The sequence below is a fragment of the Methylococcus sp. EFPC2 genome, assembly GCF_016925495.1.
In the GTDB taxonomy this organism is placed as follows: Bacteria; Pseudomonadota; Gammaproteobacteria; order Methylococcales; family Methylococcaceae; genus EFPC2.
In genome coordinates, this window is the sequence record NZ_CP070491.1 from 3,145,398 (window position 1) to 3,162,527 (window position 17,130).

Consider the following 17,130-nt stretch of genomic DNA (forward strand, 5'->3'; position numbering starts at 1 on the left):
AATCTAGTGCGGGAAATTCAAAGAGTCAAGCACGATGTTGGCCATGATAGGAAACGACCCGATCGACTTCGTTCTTCGAGCCCAGAATCACCGGGACGCGCTGATGGACATGCTCGGGCCGGATATCCAGGATGCGCTCGCGTCCAGTCGAACTCGCACCGCCGGCCTGTTCGACGATGAAGCTCATCGGATTGGCCTCGTACATGAGGCGCAGCTTGCCGCCCTTGCCCGGTGACTTGGTATCGTAGGGATACATGAATATGCCGCCACGAACCAGGATGCGGTAAACCTCGGCCACCATGGAGGCGACCCATCGCATGTTGAAGTTTTTCTCCCGCCCACCGTCCAGTCCCAGCATGCACTCGTCCACATAACGACGCACCGGCTCTTCCCAGAAGCGCCGGTTGGACATATTGACGGCGAATTCCGCCGTGTCCTCCGGGATGCGCATGTCGGGATGGGTGAGGATGAATTCGCCGACGTCGCGATCCAGGGTGAACCCATTCACTCCGTTGCCGGTGGTCAACACCATCAGAGTGGTCGGTCCGTAGACACAGAAGCCGGCGCAAACCTGCCGGGTCCCCGGCTGGAGAAAATCGGCCTCGCTCGGTTCAGCAATGCCGTCCGGCGCGCGCAGGACCGAGAATATGGTGCCGACCGACAGGTTGATGTCGATATTGGACGAGCCATCCAACGGGTCGAAACAGATCAGGTATTTGCCGCGTGGGTAATGGGCAGGGATGGGGATGATTTCATCGTTCTCCTCCGAGGCCATCGCCGCCAAGTGGCCAGTCCATTCCAGCGATCGGATGAAAATGTCGTTGGTGATTATGTCCAGTTTTTTCTGCACTTCCCCCTGCACGTTCTCCGAACCGGCGATGCCCAGGTTGCCCGCCAGGCCACCGCGATTGACTTCGTGCGCGATGGCCTTGCAAGCGCTGACGATGTCGTTCAGGAGCAAGGTGAATTCGCCGCTCGCTTCGGGCGCTCGGCGCTGTTCCAGGATGATGTGTTGAACCAGCGATAAGCCTGCCACGATTCATTCCTCGGCGGGTGGAGTGGATCCAACGATGACGGGGGATGCCGCCAGCACATCCGCGACACGGGAGATCTTGAGCGCATTGGTGCCGCCCACGACCCCGGTGAGATCGCCTTTGGTCAAGATGACCAGGTCGTCATTTTTCACCAGCTTGCGTTTCAGAAATTCTTCGACGATGGCCCGGTTCAGCACGGCGTGATCGGAGATGCCCGATTCGTCGAAGCTGATGGGATATACGCCGCGAAACAAGGTCACCTTCCGGCAGGTTTTTTCGTGCGAGGTGAGCGCGAATATGGGGATTCCGGAGCTGATGCGCGACATCCACAAGGGTGTCGAGCCGGTTTCCGTCAGAGCGCCGATCGCGCTGACCGGCAGATGATTGGCGATATACATCGCGCCCATGGCGATGGCCTCGTCGATGCGATGGAACGACTGGTCGTTACGATGTTGCGAATGGCGGAGCCTCGGGTATTTCTCGGCTTCCAGGCAGATCCGCGCCATCGCCGCCACGGCGCGTTCCGGGAAATGGCCGGCGGCGGTTTCGGCGGATAGCATGACCGCGTCGGTCCCATCGATCACCGCATTGGCCACGTCGGATACCTCGGCCCGCGTGGGCTGCGGATTTTCGATCATGGACTCCATCATCTGCGTGGCGGTGATGACAACCTTGTTATGCTGGCGCGCAAGCCGGATCAGGCGCTTTTGTTCGTGCGGCAACAAGGCATCACCGATTTCCACACCCAGATCGCCGCGCGCCACCATAATGGCGTCCGATACGTCGATGATCCCTTCGATCACGCCTTCCCGTATCGCTTCCGCGCGTTCGATTTTGGCAACGATGGCCATGTCGCTGCCGGCCTGGCGCAAGAGCTCACGCGCTTCCAAGATGTCATCCTTGCTGCGGGGAAAGGAAATCGCCAGATAGTCGGCGCCGATATCGACCGCCGTATGCAGATCCTGTTTGTCCTTGTCGGTCAGTGCGGGGGCAGACAGCCCGCCTCCCAGCTTGTTGATGCCCTTATTGTTGGACAATACGCCGGGGATCGTCACGATGCAGCGGACACGGGTATCCTCGACCGATTTAACCTTGAGCTCGATCAGTCCGTCGTTGAGCAGCAAGGTATCGCCCGCCTGGACGTCGCGGGGCAGGGACTCGTAGCTGCAGCCCACCTGGGATTCATTGCCGGCATCGGCCGGTAAGGCGGTATCCAGGGTAAACGGCTGACCTTGCTGTAGATGAACCTTGCGGTTGTCCTTAAACCGGGTGATGCGGATCTTGGGACCTTGCAGGTCCGCCAGGATGGCTACATGACGCCGGAGTTTGCTGGAGATCGCGCGGATGCGCTCGGCTCTCGCCCGGTGTTCGGCGGCACTGCCGTGGGAAAAATTGAGCCGGACCACGTCGGTGCCGGCTCTGAGTATGGCTTCGAGTATCTCCGGGGCCTCGGAAGCGGGCCCCAGAGTAGCGATGATCTTGGTGCGTCTATACGTCTGTTTGCTCATGCGCCACGCGCTATTTCGCGTTCACCAGCGCAACCGTGGTATCCAACATGCGGTTCGAAAAACCCCATTCGTTGTCGTACCAGGCCAGCACCTTAACCAAGTTGCCGATGACGTTCGTCTGCGTCGCATCGAAATTGGACGAAGTGGTGGTGTGATTGAAATCGCTGGAAACCAAAGGCTGGGTGTTGTAGCCCAGGATGCCCTTGAGTTCGCCTTCGGAGGCTTCCTTCATAATGGCGTTGACCTCGTCCTTGCTGGTTTCCCGTCCGGCGATGAAAGTCAGGTCCACCACCGACACGTTGGGTGTTGGAACGCGGATGGCGAAGCCGGACAGCTTGCCGTTCAACTCCGGCAGCACCAGACCCACCGCCTGGGCTGCCCCGGTCTTGGTCGGGATCATGTTCAACGCGGCGGCGCGGGCGCGATAAAGATCCTTGTGATAAACGTCGGTCAACACCTGATCGTTGGTGTAGGAATGTATGGTGGTCATCAGGCCGGAAACCAGGCCCAGTTTATCGGCCAAAGGCTTGACCAGCGGCGCCAGGCAGTTGGTAGTGCATGACGCGTTGGAAATCACCGTGTCGGTGGATTTCAGCACATGGTGGTTGACGCCATAGACGATGGTCGCGTCGGCCTCGTTCTTGTCGGCCGGGGCCGATATGATGACTTTCTTGGCTCCGGCGTCTATGTGCGGCTGGCACTTGGCCTTGGTGCGGAAAACACCGGTGGATTCAAGTACCACGTCGACGCCCAGCGCGGCCCAAGGCAGCTTGGCGGGATCGCGCTCGGAAAAAACCTTGATGCGGTCGCCGTTGACGATCAAATCGCCGCCATCGATCTCGACGGTCCCGTGGAACGGGCCGTGCACCGTGTCGTGGCGGGTCAGGTGGGCATTGATGTTGGCATCACCCAGATCGTTGATGGCCACGATCTGAACATCCTTGCGGCCGGATTCGTACACGGCGCGCAGAACGTTGCGGCCGATGCGGCCATAGCCATTGATTGCGATTTTGATCGTCATAGCCTTGCTCCGTAGTGTTTAAATATTGTTATTGGTGATGTGTGGTCCAGATCAGGCCCGCGCTGCTAGGTATGTGCACCCGTTTCAGGTTGGTGTTTCGTCGACGAAGAGATCGGTCGGTGGCGGGAGCCCGCCAAAATCGGGCGTTGCAGCGGATTTCGCTCGCTTGGAATATAGCAACTCGCACCCGAACCGTCCAGCGCTCGCCCATAGCGGGCAGGCTTTTTGATGCGCCTTCGGCACGACGATTTATGCATGTTCAAGCCCCGATGGACCAGGACATCAGTCGGTGACGCCAGCAGCAAGCGCTGACTCGTTGTCAGCCTTTTAAGACGCCGCAACGGTAAGCCAACCGGGCCAGCTCGGCCGATGTCTGGGCGCCGAGCTTGGTCTTGAGTAGCGTGGTGTAGTTAGCGACGGTTTTGTAGCTCAGACACAGTTCATCGGCGACTTCGCGGGTGGTAAGACCTTGAGCGAGCCGCATGAATATATCGAACTCCCGAGCCGACAAGGTATTTAGCTCGTCGGTCCGATCGCTCCGGGCGAGCAGCTCTGCACCCGCGGCGCGGGCGACGTCGGCGCTGAAATAGATTTCGCCCGCGGCGATTTGCAGCACGGCTTCGAGCAATATGTCCGGTGCCGAGCTTTTGCTGACATAGCCGCGCGCGCCGGCCTCGATGGCGCGCGTCACATAGACCGCTTCATTATGCATGCTGCAGGCCAGGATGCGGGCGCGCGGGTCGCGGGCGCAGATACGGCGTATGGTAGCCAGGCCACCTATACCGGGAAGGCTGAGATCCATCACGATGACGTCGGCACCGAAGCTGGCGTAGTGCTGGCAGGCCTCTTCCCCGCGCTCGACTTCGCGGATTTCGGCTACACGCCCGGACTGCGAGAGCAGCAGGCGGAAGCCGGCGCGCACGACCGCGTGATCGTCGACCAACAATACGTTCGGTTGCGCGCTCACGATTGTGGATTATCCCCAAGCGGGCGTCTCAACCCCTCAATGGCGGGCGTTCGGGGCAAGTACGACCGAATCCGCAAGCAAGGCGTGGACATCGACGGCATCGAACAGATAGTGGAGGTTGCAAAACTCGCAGTTCACCTCAATTTTTCCTTGCTCGCTCAATATCGCTTCCAGTTCCTCGCGACCTAAGCCACGCAGCACCGACGAAATCTTGTCGCGCGAACAGCCGCAACGGAATGCCACGGGCTCCGGCGGGTAGAGTCTGACCTCTTCTTCGTGGAACAAGCGATACAAAAGGGCTTCGCCCGGCAGTTGGAGCAACTCGCATTCAGACACGGTGTCGGCCAGCAGGGCGATGCGGTTCCAGTCGTCGCGGCTGCCGTGCTGCGAGGGGAGCTCCTGGATAAACAGGCCGGCGACCCGCTTGCCGTCGGCCGCCAGCCACAGCCGGGTGGCCAATTGTTCCGACTGGCTGAAATAGCTTTGTAAGGCGTGCGCCAGACTGTCCCCTTCCAGGCCGACGATGCCTTGATAGGGCTCCGCACCTTCCTGTTTGACGGTGAGGACCAGTCGTCCGGGGCCAAACACCTCGGCCAGCGAGGCATCCGGCACCTCCGCTCCCCATTGCGCCAATCCCCGGATGGTGCGTTCATGGGTACATTGGGCCACCAGAGTATGCAGTGGACCCTGGCCTTGCACCTGCAATATGAGCGACCCTTCGAACTTGATGGTGGCCGATAGCAGAACCACGGCGGCCAGCGCTTGTCCTAGCTGTTTGGCGACGACCGGGGGATAGGGGTGGCGCTCCAGCACGGACTGCCAGTTCGCATCCAGATGCACCCATTCGCCGCGTACGCCGATATTCTCGAAGGTGAAACGCCGAAAACTGTCTTGTTCGCTCATTTAATCAGGCATGGAAAGTTCGAACGAGGCGGCGGATTATAAGACGTTTTCGCCGCCCCGATTGCTTTACCCCGCCGACTTGGAGGATATGCCCGTGAAGCATTTGAGTATGCCCGACCCCTCGCTGGCCCTGCCGGGGCGAGCAGAGCCCATGCCGGTACCGGAGCTTCATGCGGTTTCCGGACATCGGATGCTGCCCCCATGGCCCGATAATCTGGAACAAGCGATGTTCGGCCTCGGCTGTTTCTGGGGTGCGGAGCGCCTGTTCTGGCGCCAGCAGGGCGTCTATCTGACGGCCGTGGGCTATGCTGGCGGCTTGACGCCGAACCCGACCTATCAGGAAGTGTGCAGCGGTCTAACCGGCCATGCCGAAGTCGTATGGCTGCTGTTCGATCCGGCGATCATTTCCTACGAGTCCTTGCTGCGCCTGTTCTGGGAGAGCCACGATCCGACCCAGGGCATGCGGCAGGGTAACGACATCGGTACCCAATACCGCTCAGCCATCTATGCCTACGGCGAAGCGCAACTCGCGGCGGCGAAAGCCTCCCGGCAAGCGTTTCAGGTCTCGCTGCATCAGGCCGACCTGGGCGCCATCACCACGGAAATCGGTCCGGCACCCCGCTTTTACTACGCCGAGCCCTATCATCAGCAATACCTGGCGAAAAACCCGAACGGCTACTGCGGCCTGGGTGGACTGGACATCCCCTGCCCGGGATTCTGAGCCGGTCGATTTGAAGCCGGGCAAGGGCATCGCTATGATCGGTCTTTCCTTCAGAATCTACCGAATTCCATGCGTCTATCGATTTTTCCCCTCTTAGGACTGCTTGCCCTTGCTGGCTGCGCCACCAGTCCATTGGGTCGCACGCAGTTCGCCGTGCTGCCGGACGAGCAAATGGCGGTCATGGGCGATCAGGCCTTCGTGAACCTCAAACGCAACCAGGCCTTGGAGCGGGATAGCCGCACCAACGCCTACGTGACTTGCGTGGCGGAAGCCGTGGTACGGCAGGTCGGCGGGCAGTGGGAAATCGCCGTATTCCAGGATCCGTCACCCAACGCTTTCGCACTACCCGGGGGCAAACTGGGCGTACACAGCGGCATATTGGCGGTGGCCACCAATCAACACGAATTGGCCACGGTCATCGCCCACGAAATCGCCCATGTACTGTCCCGCCACACCAATGAACGAGTGTCTCAGGAACTCGCGCTGAAACAGGGCTTGAGTGCGGTTCAGGCTGTCGCCGACCCGGTTTCGCCTACCGGCCAGGCGCTGATGGGACTGCTGGGCGTCGGAGCCGAGTACGGCATCCTGATGCCTTACAACCGTTTGCAGGAAAGCGAAGCGGATTTGCTGGGCCTGGACCTGATGGCGCGGGCGGGATTCGACCCGTCACAGAGTCTGGCCCTGTGGCAGAACATGGATAAGGTGTCAGGCGCTCAGCCCGTGGAATTTCTCTCGACCCACCCGTCTCACGCGACCCGCATGCAGGATTTGCAGCGCCGCATCCCGAATGCCACGGCGCTGAGCCGGCAAGCGCAGGCCAACGGACTGGTCCCCCGCTGCGACGATTTACGCACACGGTAAGGCCGACTCGGCTCGGTGAATGATGGACTGGAGATTTTTCCGGGCGGCGGAAAAAGAGATGCAGGGTTAAAAAACCCTGCATATCAAAGAGGAGGATTTGAACACACAGCTCGTGCGTCAGTCACTTGACTGGGTTAACCCTGCAAGTTGGTATCAATACTAGCAGGGGAAAATAGGCTCAGGAATGTGGCAAATTGTCGCGCGTGTCAACTCCTAAGCGAAAAAATATGGAAGCGGGATAAAACGCCCCTCTAAAAATAAATAGGAAAATCAGCGCACAATTCCCGTCGGAATCCGGCTGCGATGGGCCGCCGCGAAAAACCGGGCGCAAGACCTTACACCGCGGGAAGGTCGCATAATGTGACAAATTGCCGCGGCACCCACGACGACCTTAATTGCTAGAATCGATCCATGAATATGGAGCCCCTGCCCAATATCCCCTTTTCCTACGCCACCGATAACTCGGCGCGCAAGAATCTGCGCTGGCTCTTCGTGCTGCGTAACCTGATGCTACTCGCGGAGATACTGACCGTATTGATCAGCGTCTACGGCCTGGACATTCAGCTTCACCAAGCCGCTTTGACCGGCATCATTACGGTGGGGGGGCTGCTCAACTGGTACACCTGGCTGCGCCTGAGCGACGAGCGCCCGGTCACCGATATCGAGCTGTTTGCCCAACTCGGCTGTGATGTACTCACGATTACCGCCATCCTTTATTACACCGGTGGTGCCACCAACCCCATCGCCTGGTTCTTTCTGCTCCCCCTGATCATCGCCGCCACCGTCCTGCCGCAAGCCTTCACCTGGTATATGGTGGTGTTCGCCTCCTCATGCTACACGGCGCTGATGGGGTTTTACGAACCCTTGCCCAAGATCGTCCCCATGACCTTGGCGGACGATGCACCCGCCCACTTGCACCTGATGATGGAGCATCACGACATCCAATTGCACGTGTTCGGCATGTGGTTCGGCTTCGTATTCAGCGCGGTCCTGGTAGCCTATTTCGTCGTTGGCATGGCCGACACCCTGCGCGAACGCGAGCGCAAGCTTTCCGAAGTGAGGGAGCAGGCCCTGCGCAACGAGCGCGTCGTGGCACTGGGCACACTGGCCGCCGGGGCCGCCCACGAGATGGGAACGCCCCTGGGCACCATGGCCATATTGATCCGCGAACTGGAACGCGAATACGAAGAGTCCGACTCGGACGTCCTGGTCAAGAAAATGCGCATCCTCCGGGAGCAGGTCAACCGCTGCAAGGAGGCGCTTTCCGTCATGTCGGCCTCCGCCGGCGAATTGCGGGCGGAATCGGGCCACGTGATGCCTTTGCCGCGTTATATCGATGAAGTGGTTGAGAGCTGGAAACTGCAGCGCATCAAGGTGAAACTGGAGGTCTACGCCCAAGGCGTCAAGCCGCCGCCGTCCATACTCGCCGAACGGACCCTCACTCATGCCCTGGTCAACATACTCAACAACGCCGCCGAGGTTTCGCCGGAAGGCATCGAGTTCCGGGCTCGCTGGCAAAGAGACCAGGTCATCCTCGAAATCTTGGATGAGGGGCCCGGCATCGCCCCCACCGTTTCCGCCAACCTGGGCAAGGCTCCAGTTTCCAGCAAGGAGCACGGTTTGGGCGTGGGCCTATTTCTGGCTTTTTCCACCATCGAACGACTGGGCGGGCAGATCGAAATGCTGGACCGCCCCAATCACACCGGTACTTTAACCCGTATCACCCTGCCGCTGGCGGGTTCAGGTGAACAGCTATGAGCACAGACATTTCGGAACATCCGCGCCTGCTCTTGGTGGACGACGACGAAACCTATTGCATGGTGCTGGAACAAGCCTTGGCCAACCGCCACTATGAAGTACACGTCGCCCATGATGTCGAGAGCGGTATTGCCTTGGCCGAGAAGATAGAGCCGGAATACGCGGTGGTCGACCTACGTATCGGCTTCGATTCCGGGCTCGCCCTGGTCAAGCGTCTGGTGGAGTTGGACGGCAACACCCGCATCGTCATCCTGACGGGTTATGCCAGCATCGCCACTGCCGTGGAAGCCATCAAACTCGGCGCCATCCATTACCTGACCAAACCGGCCGATGCCGACGAAATCGTCGCCGCCTTCCACAAGGAAACCGGCGACGACCGCGTCGAAATCAAGGAAAAACCCTTGTCGGTCAAGCGCCTGGAATGGGAACACCTGCAGAAAGTGCTGGTGGAGCATTTAGGCAATATCTCCGCCGCAGCCCGCGCCTTAGGCATGCACCGCCGCACCCTGCAGCGCAAGTTGGAAAAACGGCCGGTCAAGGATTGAGACTCTAGCGCTATTCGAGGCTCAGGATGAATTGCCATTGACCCTCGCTGACCGGCATAACGGACAGCCGATTGCCGCGGCGGACCAAGGCCAAGCCCTCCAATTCTGGACGATCCTTCAATTCGCTCAATGAAATCGTGCGCTCGAGCTTGCGCACGAACTGAACGTCCACCATGAACCAGCGCGGCTTGGCCGGGTCGCTCGCCGGGTCGTAATGTTTGTCATTCGGGTCGAAGGCCGTATGATCCGGATAAGCGGAGCGCGCCACCCGGGCGATACCCACCACGCCCGGCGTCTCGCAGTTGGAATGGTAGAACAGCACCTGGTCCCCGGGCTGCATCTCGTCCCTCATCATGTTGCGCGCCTGGTAGTTGCGCACCCCGTCCCAATGCTCGGTCTGCCCCGGCCGCTTTTCCAGGTCGTCGATGCCGAACTCGCCGGGCTCCGACTTCATGAGCCAGAATTTCATATCAACCCCTCTGTGTTTACTGATGCTGCCCCGGCGCCGGCCCGCGACGCCATCGACGCGATTTCGTTAAAACGAGCGGACGGTGTGCTTGACCACACCCCAGATGACCAAATCCATCCCGTCGCGGATTTCCAGCGGCCGAAAGGCGGGATTTTCCGGCATCAGCCAGATGCGCCCGTTTTCGACCTTGAGTCGTTTCACGGTCAGTTCGCCGTCCACCACGGCAACCACGACCGCCCCCGGCTTGGGCTCCAGTGCGCGATCGATCACCAGCAGATCGCCGTCGAAAATCCCGGCCCCTGTCATGGACTCGCCTTGCACCCGCACAAAAAAGGTTGCGGCCGGATGATGGATCAGCTCCTCATGCAGATCGATACTGTCTTCCAGATGATCGTCGGCCGGGGAAGGCAAGCCCGCCGGCACCCGCGAACCGAACAGCGGGAGATGCTGTTCCCGGTGCGACAGCGAAGGCAAACGCGCGTCGGGAGGCGGGGTTTTCATACGGCCCGCCAACCAGGCGCGCACCACGGGCAACAGGGACACCGGCACGCGGATCAATTCGGTAGGCTCGCTATAACTGCCCGTGCCTGGTTTACGCCCGGCGCCGGCTCGCTTGCCGCCGCGCGGGGAAGAGGTGGGTTCGGACATCGGGAATTCTCCAGGCTTGCGGTTTTTGGATTATTGTACAACAATCAAACCGTACCGGGGAGCAGCCTCCGCCGAGGCCGGCACCCCGCCCCTCACATCATACCGGAGTAGATCCATGTTGCAGCGTATTCCCCTAGCCATGCTTTCCGCCCTCCGCGCTTTCCGTGCCTCCCTGTCGCCTCAGCCCCTGGGCCCGGTGCGCCCGGTATGGGACAACGGCGTCAATTACGACGTGCCGACGTTCTTGCGGCGCGGCGCGGCCTAGGTCATGTAAATGTGGGACGCGCTCACCGGTCCGCTCGGTGGCCGGCATCAGGCCGCCGCGGCCGTGTGGAACTGCATGCGGTTGAGCTCGGTGTAATAGCCGTTGGCGGCCAGCAATTCCGCGTGGCTGCCTTGTTCGACGATGCGGCCCTCGCGCATGACGAAGATGCGGTCGGCGTTGTGTATGGTCGACAGGCGGTGTGCGATAACCAGGGTGGTGCGGTTTCGCATCAGCGCTTCCAGGGCCTGCTGCACGTAGCGCTCGGACTCGGCGTCCAAGGCCGAGGTCGCCTCGTCCAGGATCAGGATGGGTGCGTTCTTCAGCAGGGCGCGGGCGATGGCGATGCGCTGGCGCTGGCCGCCGGACAGCACCACGCCGTGCTGGCCGACCTGGGTATCGAAGCCCTGCGGCAGTTCCTCGATGAACGACAAGGCATAGGCCGCCCTGGCGGCTTCGCGGATCTGCTCCGGAGTGACGGCCCCGCGGGAACCGTAGGCGATGTTGCTGGCCACCGTATCGTTGAACAGGGTGACTTCCTGGCCGACATAGGCGATATGGCTGCGCAGGTTGTCCAGACTGAATTCGCGGATGTCGCGACCATCGATGTATATGCGGCCCGTGGTGGGCTCGTACAGCCTGGGCAACAGGCGGATCAGCGAGGTCTTGCCGCTACCGGACTGCCCCACCAGGGCGATGGTCCGCCCGGCCGGCACCTCCAGGCTGACACCGTCCAGCGCCTTCTCCGCCCGTTCGCCGTAGGCGAGGACGATGTCGCGGTACTCGATGCGGCCTTGGACGGTGTCCAGTTCCAGCGAGCCGGTGTCGATCTCGCGCTCCAGATCCAGCATGCGGAAGATGCTGTCGCCGGCCGCGATGCCGCGCTGTATGTTGCCCAGCGAATTGGTGAAGCGTTTGACCGGACTCTGCATCATGGCCATCGCGGCGACGAATGAGATCAGGCTGCCGGGCGTGATGCCGGCGCGCACCGAATCGATGGAGATCACGAACAAGATCGCCGCGAAGCCGCACATGTAAATGAACTGGATGACCGCGCCGCTCATGGCGTCGGTCGCGATCAGCTTCATCTGGCGCTTCTGGTTGCGCTCGTTTTCCTTGCCGAATTTTTCCGTTTCATAAGACTTGCCGTTGAATACCTTGACGATGCGCTGGGCGTCGATCACCTCCTGGGTCACGTGCCCCACGCTGCCCATGGATTCCTGGATGCGCATGCTGATGCGGCGGAAACGCTTGGAGATCTTGCGGATGCTGAAGCCGAGCAGAGGCGCCACGACCAGGAAGATCAGGGAAAGCTGGATGTTCTCGTACATCATCAAGGCGGTCAGGCCTATCATGCTGAGGCCGTCCTTGAGCATGTTGACCAGGCCTACGGTCATCGCATTGGCGACCTGTTCGGTGTTGTAGAGCAGCTTGGACAGCAGTTCGCCCGAGGAGGCCTTGTCGAAGAAGCCGCTGGGCAGATTGAGCAATTGGTCGAACAGCTTACGCCGCATGTCGGCCACGATGCGGCGCCCGACCCAGCCGGAGCAATATTCGCCGGCATATCCGGTAACTCCGCGCACCAGCGAAAGCGCGATAAGGATGTAAGGCGCCGCGCGCAGGATTTCCGGGTCCTGGTCGATGAAACTGCCGTCTATCAGCGGCTGGAGCAACTTGGCGAACGCCGGCCCCAGCATGGAATAGACGATCATCGCGACGACCGAAACCGAAAACACCTTCCAATAGGGGCGGCTGTATTGCAAAAGGCGCCTGTAGATGGCGAAGCCGTCGATTTCGGTGGGGGAAGACTGGGAACGGGGCATGCGAGTAGGTTTGAAGATATTGCTTAAGAACGGGACGCTTACGACGTTAAGGCTCAGTCCACCGACGGCAGCATTTCGACGCCGACCTGGGAGAAAACCTGCGCCATATCCTCGCGCTCCCGGTCAGACTTGAACTGGACGAGATCCCAGCCAAAGGCTGCCACGCGGGTATCCGGTCCGTAGATCTGCCGCGCGAACAACAAGGCCGACGAGCGCACGCCGACGACGAAATCGTAATGCGTGTGACTCATGTAACTTTCGATGGGCTCGTCGAGGGTCAACAATGTGTCGCCGGACTGCTTTAGCTCCAGGCGCGGGTCCCTGGGATGGCCCTTGTAATCGACCATCTCCACGCCCCGATCCGCCAGCCAGCGGTGGATGCGCTCGGTCAGGCGCGGCAGGTCCGCCTCGGCGAGCAGGCTATTGCCGGTCAAGGGCTGGCCGATGACCAGGGCGCGCGGGCCGGACGAGCGGGTCGCATCGCCGGACGGCTCGACCAGGGGCGGCAGCACCACGACTTTATCGGCCGGGTATTCGTGCGGCAGTCCCGGCAACGTGTAGATGCGATCCACGAAAGGGGCGTCCGAACCGATGCGGTCCCCGGAGAAGCACCAGTAATCCAGCTCCGGCGATACCAGGCGGCGCGCCTTGCGCACGAAATGGGTGAAGTGCTTCCAAAGACTCAGGGGATAACGGCGGATGCTGATGAGACCATCCGGCAATATGCGGGCCGACAGCTTGGTCGCACCGGTCAACCGTGGCAAACCGCGCAGGAAATAGTTGGTGCCCTCGGCGTCGAACACTGGGGCATGCAGGTGGATGACATCGCAAGGCCCCACCAGTGCTGCGACATTACGCAGATTTTCCAGCAGGCGGCGATGCTGCCCGAAGAGGCCGGGCAGCGGCCTCTTGCGCGGCCAGGGCAGGAAATAAACGGCGTCCCAATCCTCTTTGCGCACGATGGCTTCCACGCCGCGCTGGTAATAAAGCAGGACTTGCCGCCCCTCGCGCTCGAAATCCTTGGCGATCCGTTTCACCGCCAGGTAGTGCAAGGGCGACGCCACGCAGTACACGTTGACTTGGGCATGAAACTCGCCGCTTGGAGGCATGACTTTGATATCGGGTTCGCGAGACATCTTTCAGACTTTTTGCGGTGCGTCGAAGCGGTATCGATGCCCGTAGGCAAGGCCGCCCGCGAATAGGATCAACTGCCAGCCGTGCTGAAAATAGATGAGGCTGATGGAGAAATTATTCAGGACGATGATGGCGAACGTGCCCATCAGGCCCGCGAATAGCGCCGTTCCGTGCGGCAAAATGGTTGGCAGCTCCCGCGCCGCCCGATAAACGACGAGGGCTGCCGCGGCATAAAATGCCACGCCTATGAGGCCGGTGCGCACCAGCAGTTCCACCATGCCGTTGTGCAACTGCACGTTGTCGGACGATTCGGGATAAAGGGTATTGATGGCAATCAATTCCTTGACGTTGGGCCCCCAGCCGGTCAAGGGGCGCTGGAAAAAATAATCCAGGCCGATATGGGCCAAGCGAAAGCGGGTCCCGAGAGAACTCAAGGGCACATGCTGCCAGTCGCCGGAGAGGAGTGCCTGCCAGGTATCCGATTCATCGGTGAGTCGCGCGAACATCGCCGGCCCGAAGCCGTATCCGACCAGAACGGCGACCACCGCCAGCGTCCCGACCAGCGTTCGCAACTGACCCGCCGGCCCCTCTGCCCGCCGGACATACAGACAGGCCAGGGCAAGCAGTACGGCAGCCACGGTGGATATCCACGAAGCCCGGGAAGACAAGGTCACCCAGACGTAAAGCAGCAGTCCCAGCACCGGCAACAGGGCGACCGTGGCCACCCCGGGCCGGCGGAACAGCGCGCTCCTCTGCTCGTTGAGCCACAGGATCAGCCCCAGGAGCCCGGCGTCGATCAGCGGTGCGGTGTTGTTGCGGTTGACACCCAGAGCCTTTTGCCAATTTGCATAATCGAAGATCGGCCCCGGTTCGAACCAGTGACCGTCCAGGAGGATCTTGATCGACAAGCCCGCAAGTGCCAGCAGCAGGCTGATGCGCACCCGCTCCGCCCGGCCCTGTAAGGCTGCGGCGAACAGGGGAATGAAGGCGTAACCGTAGACCTCGATGAAAGACGGCAGCTTTTTCAGATCCAGCAGATAGAATTCGATCACGCCCAGGACAGTGACATAAACGACCCAGGCGGCGCCGATGCGGACCATCGGGTCCGCCCACAGGCGTGCCCGATGATGGATCAGGTGCCAAAGGAAAGGCGCGGCCAACAGAGCGAGCGACACGTTGGCCAGGGCCTTGGACAAAGCGAGGCCCAGCGAGAAACCACCCAGCGCGGCCCATTCACAGCGAGTAACCCAGGCCGGTTCGGCGGCGTGATGCGCGGCGGTCACCGCCGGCGACAAAGTATCGTTCATGCCCTGTTCTGTGGGTGGGGCGGCTTCGCGCCGCCGGATAGATCAAGAATCTCCCGGTAAGTCCGGTCGTTGTCCCGCACCATGCGGGCGATGGAATAATGTTGCAACACCAGGCTTCTTCCCTCGGCCCCATATGACCTTCCGCGATCTGGCTTGTCCAGCAGCTTCAACAGCGCCTCGGCCAAACCCCGGCTGTCGCCCGGTTCGACCAGATAGCCGTTGACGCCGTCGCGTACCGCCTCGGGTATGCCTCCGGCTCTGCAGGCGACGATGGGGACCCCGCAGGCGGCGGCCTCCAGCAAGGATACGCCCAAACCTTCCATCCAGGCCGGATGCACCAGGATATCGAAACAAGGCATGATCCGGGGAAGGTCGGAGCGAAAACCCGCGAATCTGACCGTGGCATCCAGGCCCCGCTCGCGCACGCTGCGCTGCAGTTCCTCCTGCAGGGGCCCCTGGCCGAATATCAGTACCTGCACATCGGGATGTCGGGCCAACACGGCCGGCAAGGCATCGAAGAGCACCGTGTGACCCTTGCGCGGTATCAGTTGCGCGACCGTCGCAAGGACGGGACTGCCGCCGCGCAGCCCGAATTCGGCTAGGAAGGAAGCCTTATCGCATTCCGGACGATAAAGCTCGGTATCCACGGCGCTGGGAATGCAGCGGACCTTCTCGGCCGGGACGCCGGCCTGCAGCAGCACCTGCCGTATACCTTCCGAAATGGTCACGATGGTCCGGAACAAGGGAAACTTGCGGCGCAGATCGAAGCGGCCCGGCGGATTGTCAACCCGCCGGCTGTGTATCATGGGCCGGTTCTCCAGCCAGCCCGCCCAAGCGCCCAGCATGTCGCCGCGGCGGCTGTGGATATGCAGCAAATCGGGCTTTTCCAAGCGTATGAGCTGGCGCAGACGGGGGATGAAGCCGAGGTCCAGGTCGCCCTTGAACTTCAACGGACAGACCTTGACGGCCGGGTTGCGGATCGCGCCGGCGATTTCGGCACCTTGGGCACATGCCAAGACATGCTCGCCCGGATATTGCGCCAACCCGTCCAGCAGATAGGCGACCTGGCGCGCGCCGCCGTAGAGATAGCGCCCCATCTCGACGTGCAGAACCTTCAACTGCCGGCCTCCAGCAGAAGTTTGGCTTCGTGCAGGACGCGCTCGACCGTATGCGATTTCATGCAGTGGAACTCGCCGTGGCAGGTGGGCCGCCGCCGACAGGGCGAGCAGTCCATGGCTTCGTACAGCACCTTGGCGTTCGCGACGCCGGTATCCAGGTAAGGCCGGGTGGAGCCGAACAGGGCCAGGGTCGGAGTCTTCATGGCGATGCCCAGGTGGGTCAGGCCTGTATCGACGCCTATCGCCAGAGCGGCTTTTTCCACGATGGCGGCGCACTGCCCCAAGCCGGTGTGTCCGGCCAGGTTGACCAGGCCTGGCACTTGGGAGGCGATCGCAGCGGCGTGCTCCTTGTCCCCCGGCCCGCCCAGCATGAGCACGGTAAGGCCCAGGTCGTCTCGCAGCCGGCCAGCCAGTTCGACCCAGCGCTCGTCGAACCAGTGTTTCTGCGGCCGCGTGGTGAAAGGGGCGATGACGGCATAGGAGCCGGCGCCCGCGTGGGCCTTCAGCAAGTCGCCCGCCTGTTTTTCGTCTTCCGGCCCGGGCACGATGTCCATGGCGAAATCCCCGGCGTCCAGCCCCAAGGCCTCCGCCAGCTTGCGGTATTCCTTGCCGATCTTCGGGCTGTCGCAGCGGCGGTCGACCACGCGGGTCATCAGCCACTGGCTGCCCTCGCGCGAGCCCAGGCCGACGCGCACGGCGCCGCCGCTCAGCCAGGCCCAGACGCCGCTTTTCAGCAAACCCTGAAGATCCAGCACCAGGTCATAATGTTCGGCCCGCAACGAGCCGATCAGGGAGCGGCTCTCGCCCAACCATTGTCGGTATTGGCCCCGCTCGCGCAACTGCCGCCAGTGGCGGCGCGGCCAGGCGATCACGCGATCGAGGCGCGGATTGTGGACGAGCAGCGGGACATTGGCCTCCTCGGTCATCCAGCTCAAGCGCGCGTGGGGGTAAGCCCGACGCAGCGCGGGTATGAGTCCGGACGCCAGAATGACGTCGCCGATGGCACTGAGGCGGACGATGAGGATATTGCGCGGAGCATTCATGGTATTTC

At 61.4% G+C, this 17,130-nt stretch carries 17 protein-coding genes; 5 read left to right on the forward strand and 12 right to left on the reverse strand.

Going from position 1 to position 17,130, the window contains the following annotated elements; genetic code table 11:
- Nucleotides 1-25 precede the first annotated feature (25 nt).
- The 5 genes from JWZ97_RS13460 to hslO form a co-directional block, all read right to left on the reverse strand.
- Nucleotides 26-1,036 (reverse strand): class 1 fructose-bisphosphatase, encoded by a 1,011-nt coding sequence (locus tag JWZ97_RS13460; protein ID WP_205430106.1) that lies wholly within the window; start codon nt 1,034-1,036, stop codon nt 26-28.
- Nucleotides 1,037-1,039: 3 nt separating this feature from the next.
- Entirely contained in the window at nt 1,040-2,542 is a 1,503-nt protein-coding gene (pyk, locus tag JWZ97_RS13465) for a pyruvate kinase (protein ID WP_205430115.1), read from the reverse strand.
- Nucleotides 2,543-2,552: 10 nt separating this feature from the next.
- Complete coding sequence (gap, locus tag JWZ97_RS13470; RefSeq protein WP_205430119.1) at nt 2,553-3,563, reverse strand: type I glyceraldehyde-3-phosphate dehydrogenase; 1,011 nt, start codon at nt 3,561-3,563, stop codon at nt 2,553-2,555.
- A gap of 319 nt (nt 3,564-3,882) precedes the next feature.
- Nucleotides 3,883-4,530, reverse strand: a complete 648-nt coding sequence (locus JWZ97_RS13475; protein WP_205430120.1) for a response regulator transcription factor — start codon at nt 4,528-4,530, stop codon at nt 3,883-3,885.
- 36 nt (nt 4,531-4,566) lie between these two features.
- Nucleotides 4,567-5,433, reverse strand: a complete 867-nt coding sequence (gene hslO, locus JWZ97_RS13480; protein WP_205430127.1) for an Hsp33 family molecular chaperone HslO — start codon at nt 5,431-5,433, stop codon at nt 4,567-4,569.
- A gap of 151 nt (nt 5,434-5,584) precedes the next feature.
- Here hslO and msrA point away from each other — a divergent pair, with 151 nt between their 5' ends.
- From msrA to JWZ97_RS13500, 4 genes are all read left to right on the forward strand, one after another.
- Entirely contained in the window at nt 5,585-6,154 is a 570-nt protein-coding gene (gene msrA / locus JWZ97_RS13485; RefSeq protein ID WP_371822626.1) for a peptide-methionine (S)-S-oxide reductase MsrA, read from the forward strand.
- A gap of 69 nt (nt 6,155-6,223) precedes the next feature.
- Nucleotides 6,224-7,015 carry a M48 family metallopeptidase gene (locus JWZ97_RS13490; protein ID WP_205430131.1) on the forward strand — a complete coding sequence of 264 codons (792 nt, stop codon included), beginning with the start codon at nt 6,224-6,226 and terminating at the stop codon, nt 7,013-7,015.
- Between the two features lie 411 nt (nt 7,016-7,426).
- Nucleotides 7,427-8,773 (forward strand): ATP-binding protein, encoded by a 1,347-nt coding sequence (locus JWZ97_RS13495; RefSeq protein WP_240342349.1) that lies wholly within the window; start codon nt 7,427-7,429, stop codon nt 8,771-8,773.
- The gene (locus JWZ97_RS13500; protein WP_205430133.1) at nt 8,770-9,318 is read left to right on the forward strand and encodes a response regulator transcription factor; all 549 of its coding nucleotides are present in this window, start codon (nt 8,770-8,772) and stop codon (nt 9,316-9,318) included. Before JWZ97_RS13495 ends, JWZ97_RS13500 begins: the two co-directional genes overlap by 4 nt.
- 10 nt (nt 9,319-9,328) lie before the next feature.
- Here JWZ97_RS13500 and JWZ97_RS13505 read toward each other — a convergent pair whose 3' ends face one another.
- Entirely contained in the window at nt 9,329-9,787 is a 459-nt protein-coding gene (locus JWZ97_RS13505; protein WP_205430136.1) for an EVE domain-containing protein, read from the reverse strand.
- 66 nt (nt 9,788-9,853) lie between these two features.
- Nucleotides 9,854-10,435 (reverse strand): LexA family transcriptional regulator, encoded by a 582-nt coding sequence (locus JWZ97_RS13510; RefSeq protein WP_205430141.1) that lies wholly within the window; start codon nt 10,433-10,435, stop codon nt 9,854-9,856.
- A 115-nt stretch (nt 10,436-10,550) separates the two neighbouring features.
- Here JWZ97_RS13510 and JWZ97_RS13515 point away from each other — a divergent pair, with 115 nt between their 5' ends.
- On the forward strand, nt 10,551-10,700 hold the full coding sequence (locus JWZ97_RS13515; RefSeq protein ID WP_205430143.1) for a hypothetical protein: 150 nt from the start codon (nt 10,551-10,553) through the stop codon (nt 10,698-10,700).
- Nucleotides 10,701-10,747: 47 nt separating this feature from the next.
- Here the strand turns inward: JWZ97_RS13515 and msbA are convergent, their stop codons facing one another.
- The 5 genes from msbA to JWZ97_RS13540 are packed head-to-tail and all read right to left on the reverse strand — an operon-like array spanning nt 10,748 to nt 17,122.
- Entirely contained in the window at nt 10,748-12,520 is a 1,773-nt protein-coding gene (msbA, locus tag JWZ97_RS13520) for a lipid A export permease/ATP-binding protein MsbA (RefSeq protein ID WP_205430146.1), read from the reverse strand.
- Nucleotides 12,521-12,573: 53 nt separating this feature from the next.
- Nucleotides 12,574-13,629 (reverse strand): polysialyltransferase family glycosyltransferase, encoded by a 1,056-nt coding sequence (locus tag JWZ97_RS13525; protein WP_205430148.1) that lies wholly within the window; start codon nt 13,627-13,629, stop codon nt 12,574-12,576.
- A 30-nt stretch (nt 13,630-13,659) separates the two neighbouring features.
- Nucleotides 13,660-14,961, reverse strand: a complete 1,302-nt coding sequence (locus JWZ97_RS13530) for an O-antigen ligase (RefSeq protein ID WP_205430151.1) — start codon at nt 14,959-14,961, stop codon at nt 13,660-13,662.
- A complete protein-coding gene (locus JWZ97_RS13535; RefSeq protein ID WP_205430153.1) occupies nt 14,958-16,079 on the reverse strand; it encodes a glycosyltransferase in 1,122 nt (373 codons plus the stop codon). Before JWZ97_RS13535 ends, JWZ97_RS13530 begins: the two co-directional genes overlap by 4 nt.
- The gene (locus JWZ97_RS13540; RefSeq protein ID WP_205430155.1) at nt 16,076-17,122 is read right to left on the reverse strand and encodes a glycosyltransferase family 9 protein; all 1,047 of its coding nucleotides are present in this window, start codon (nt 17,120-17,122) and stop codon (nt 16,076-16,078) included. The genes JWZ97_RS13535 and JWZ97_RS13540 overlap by 4 nt, the downstream gene beginning before the upstream one ends.
- Between the last annotated feature and the right edge of the window lie 8 nt (nt 17,123-17,130).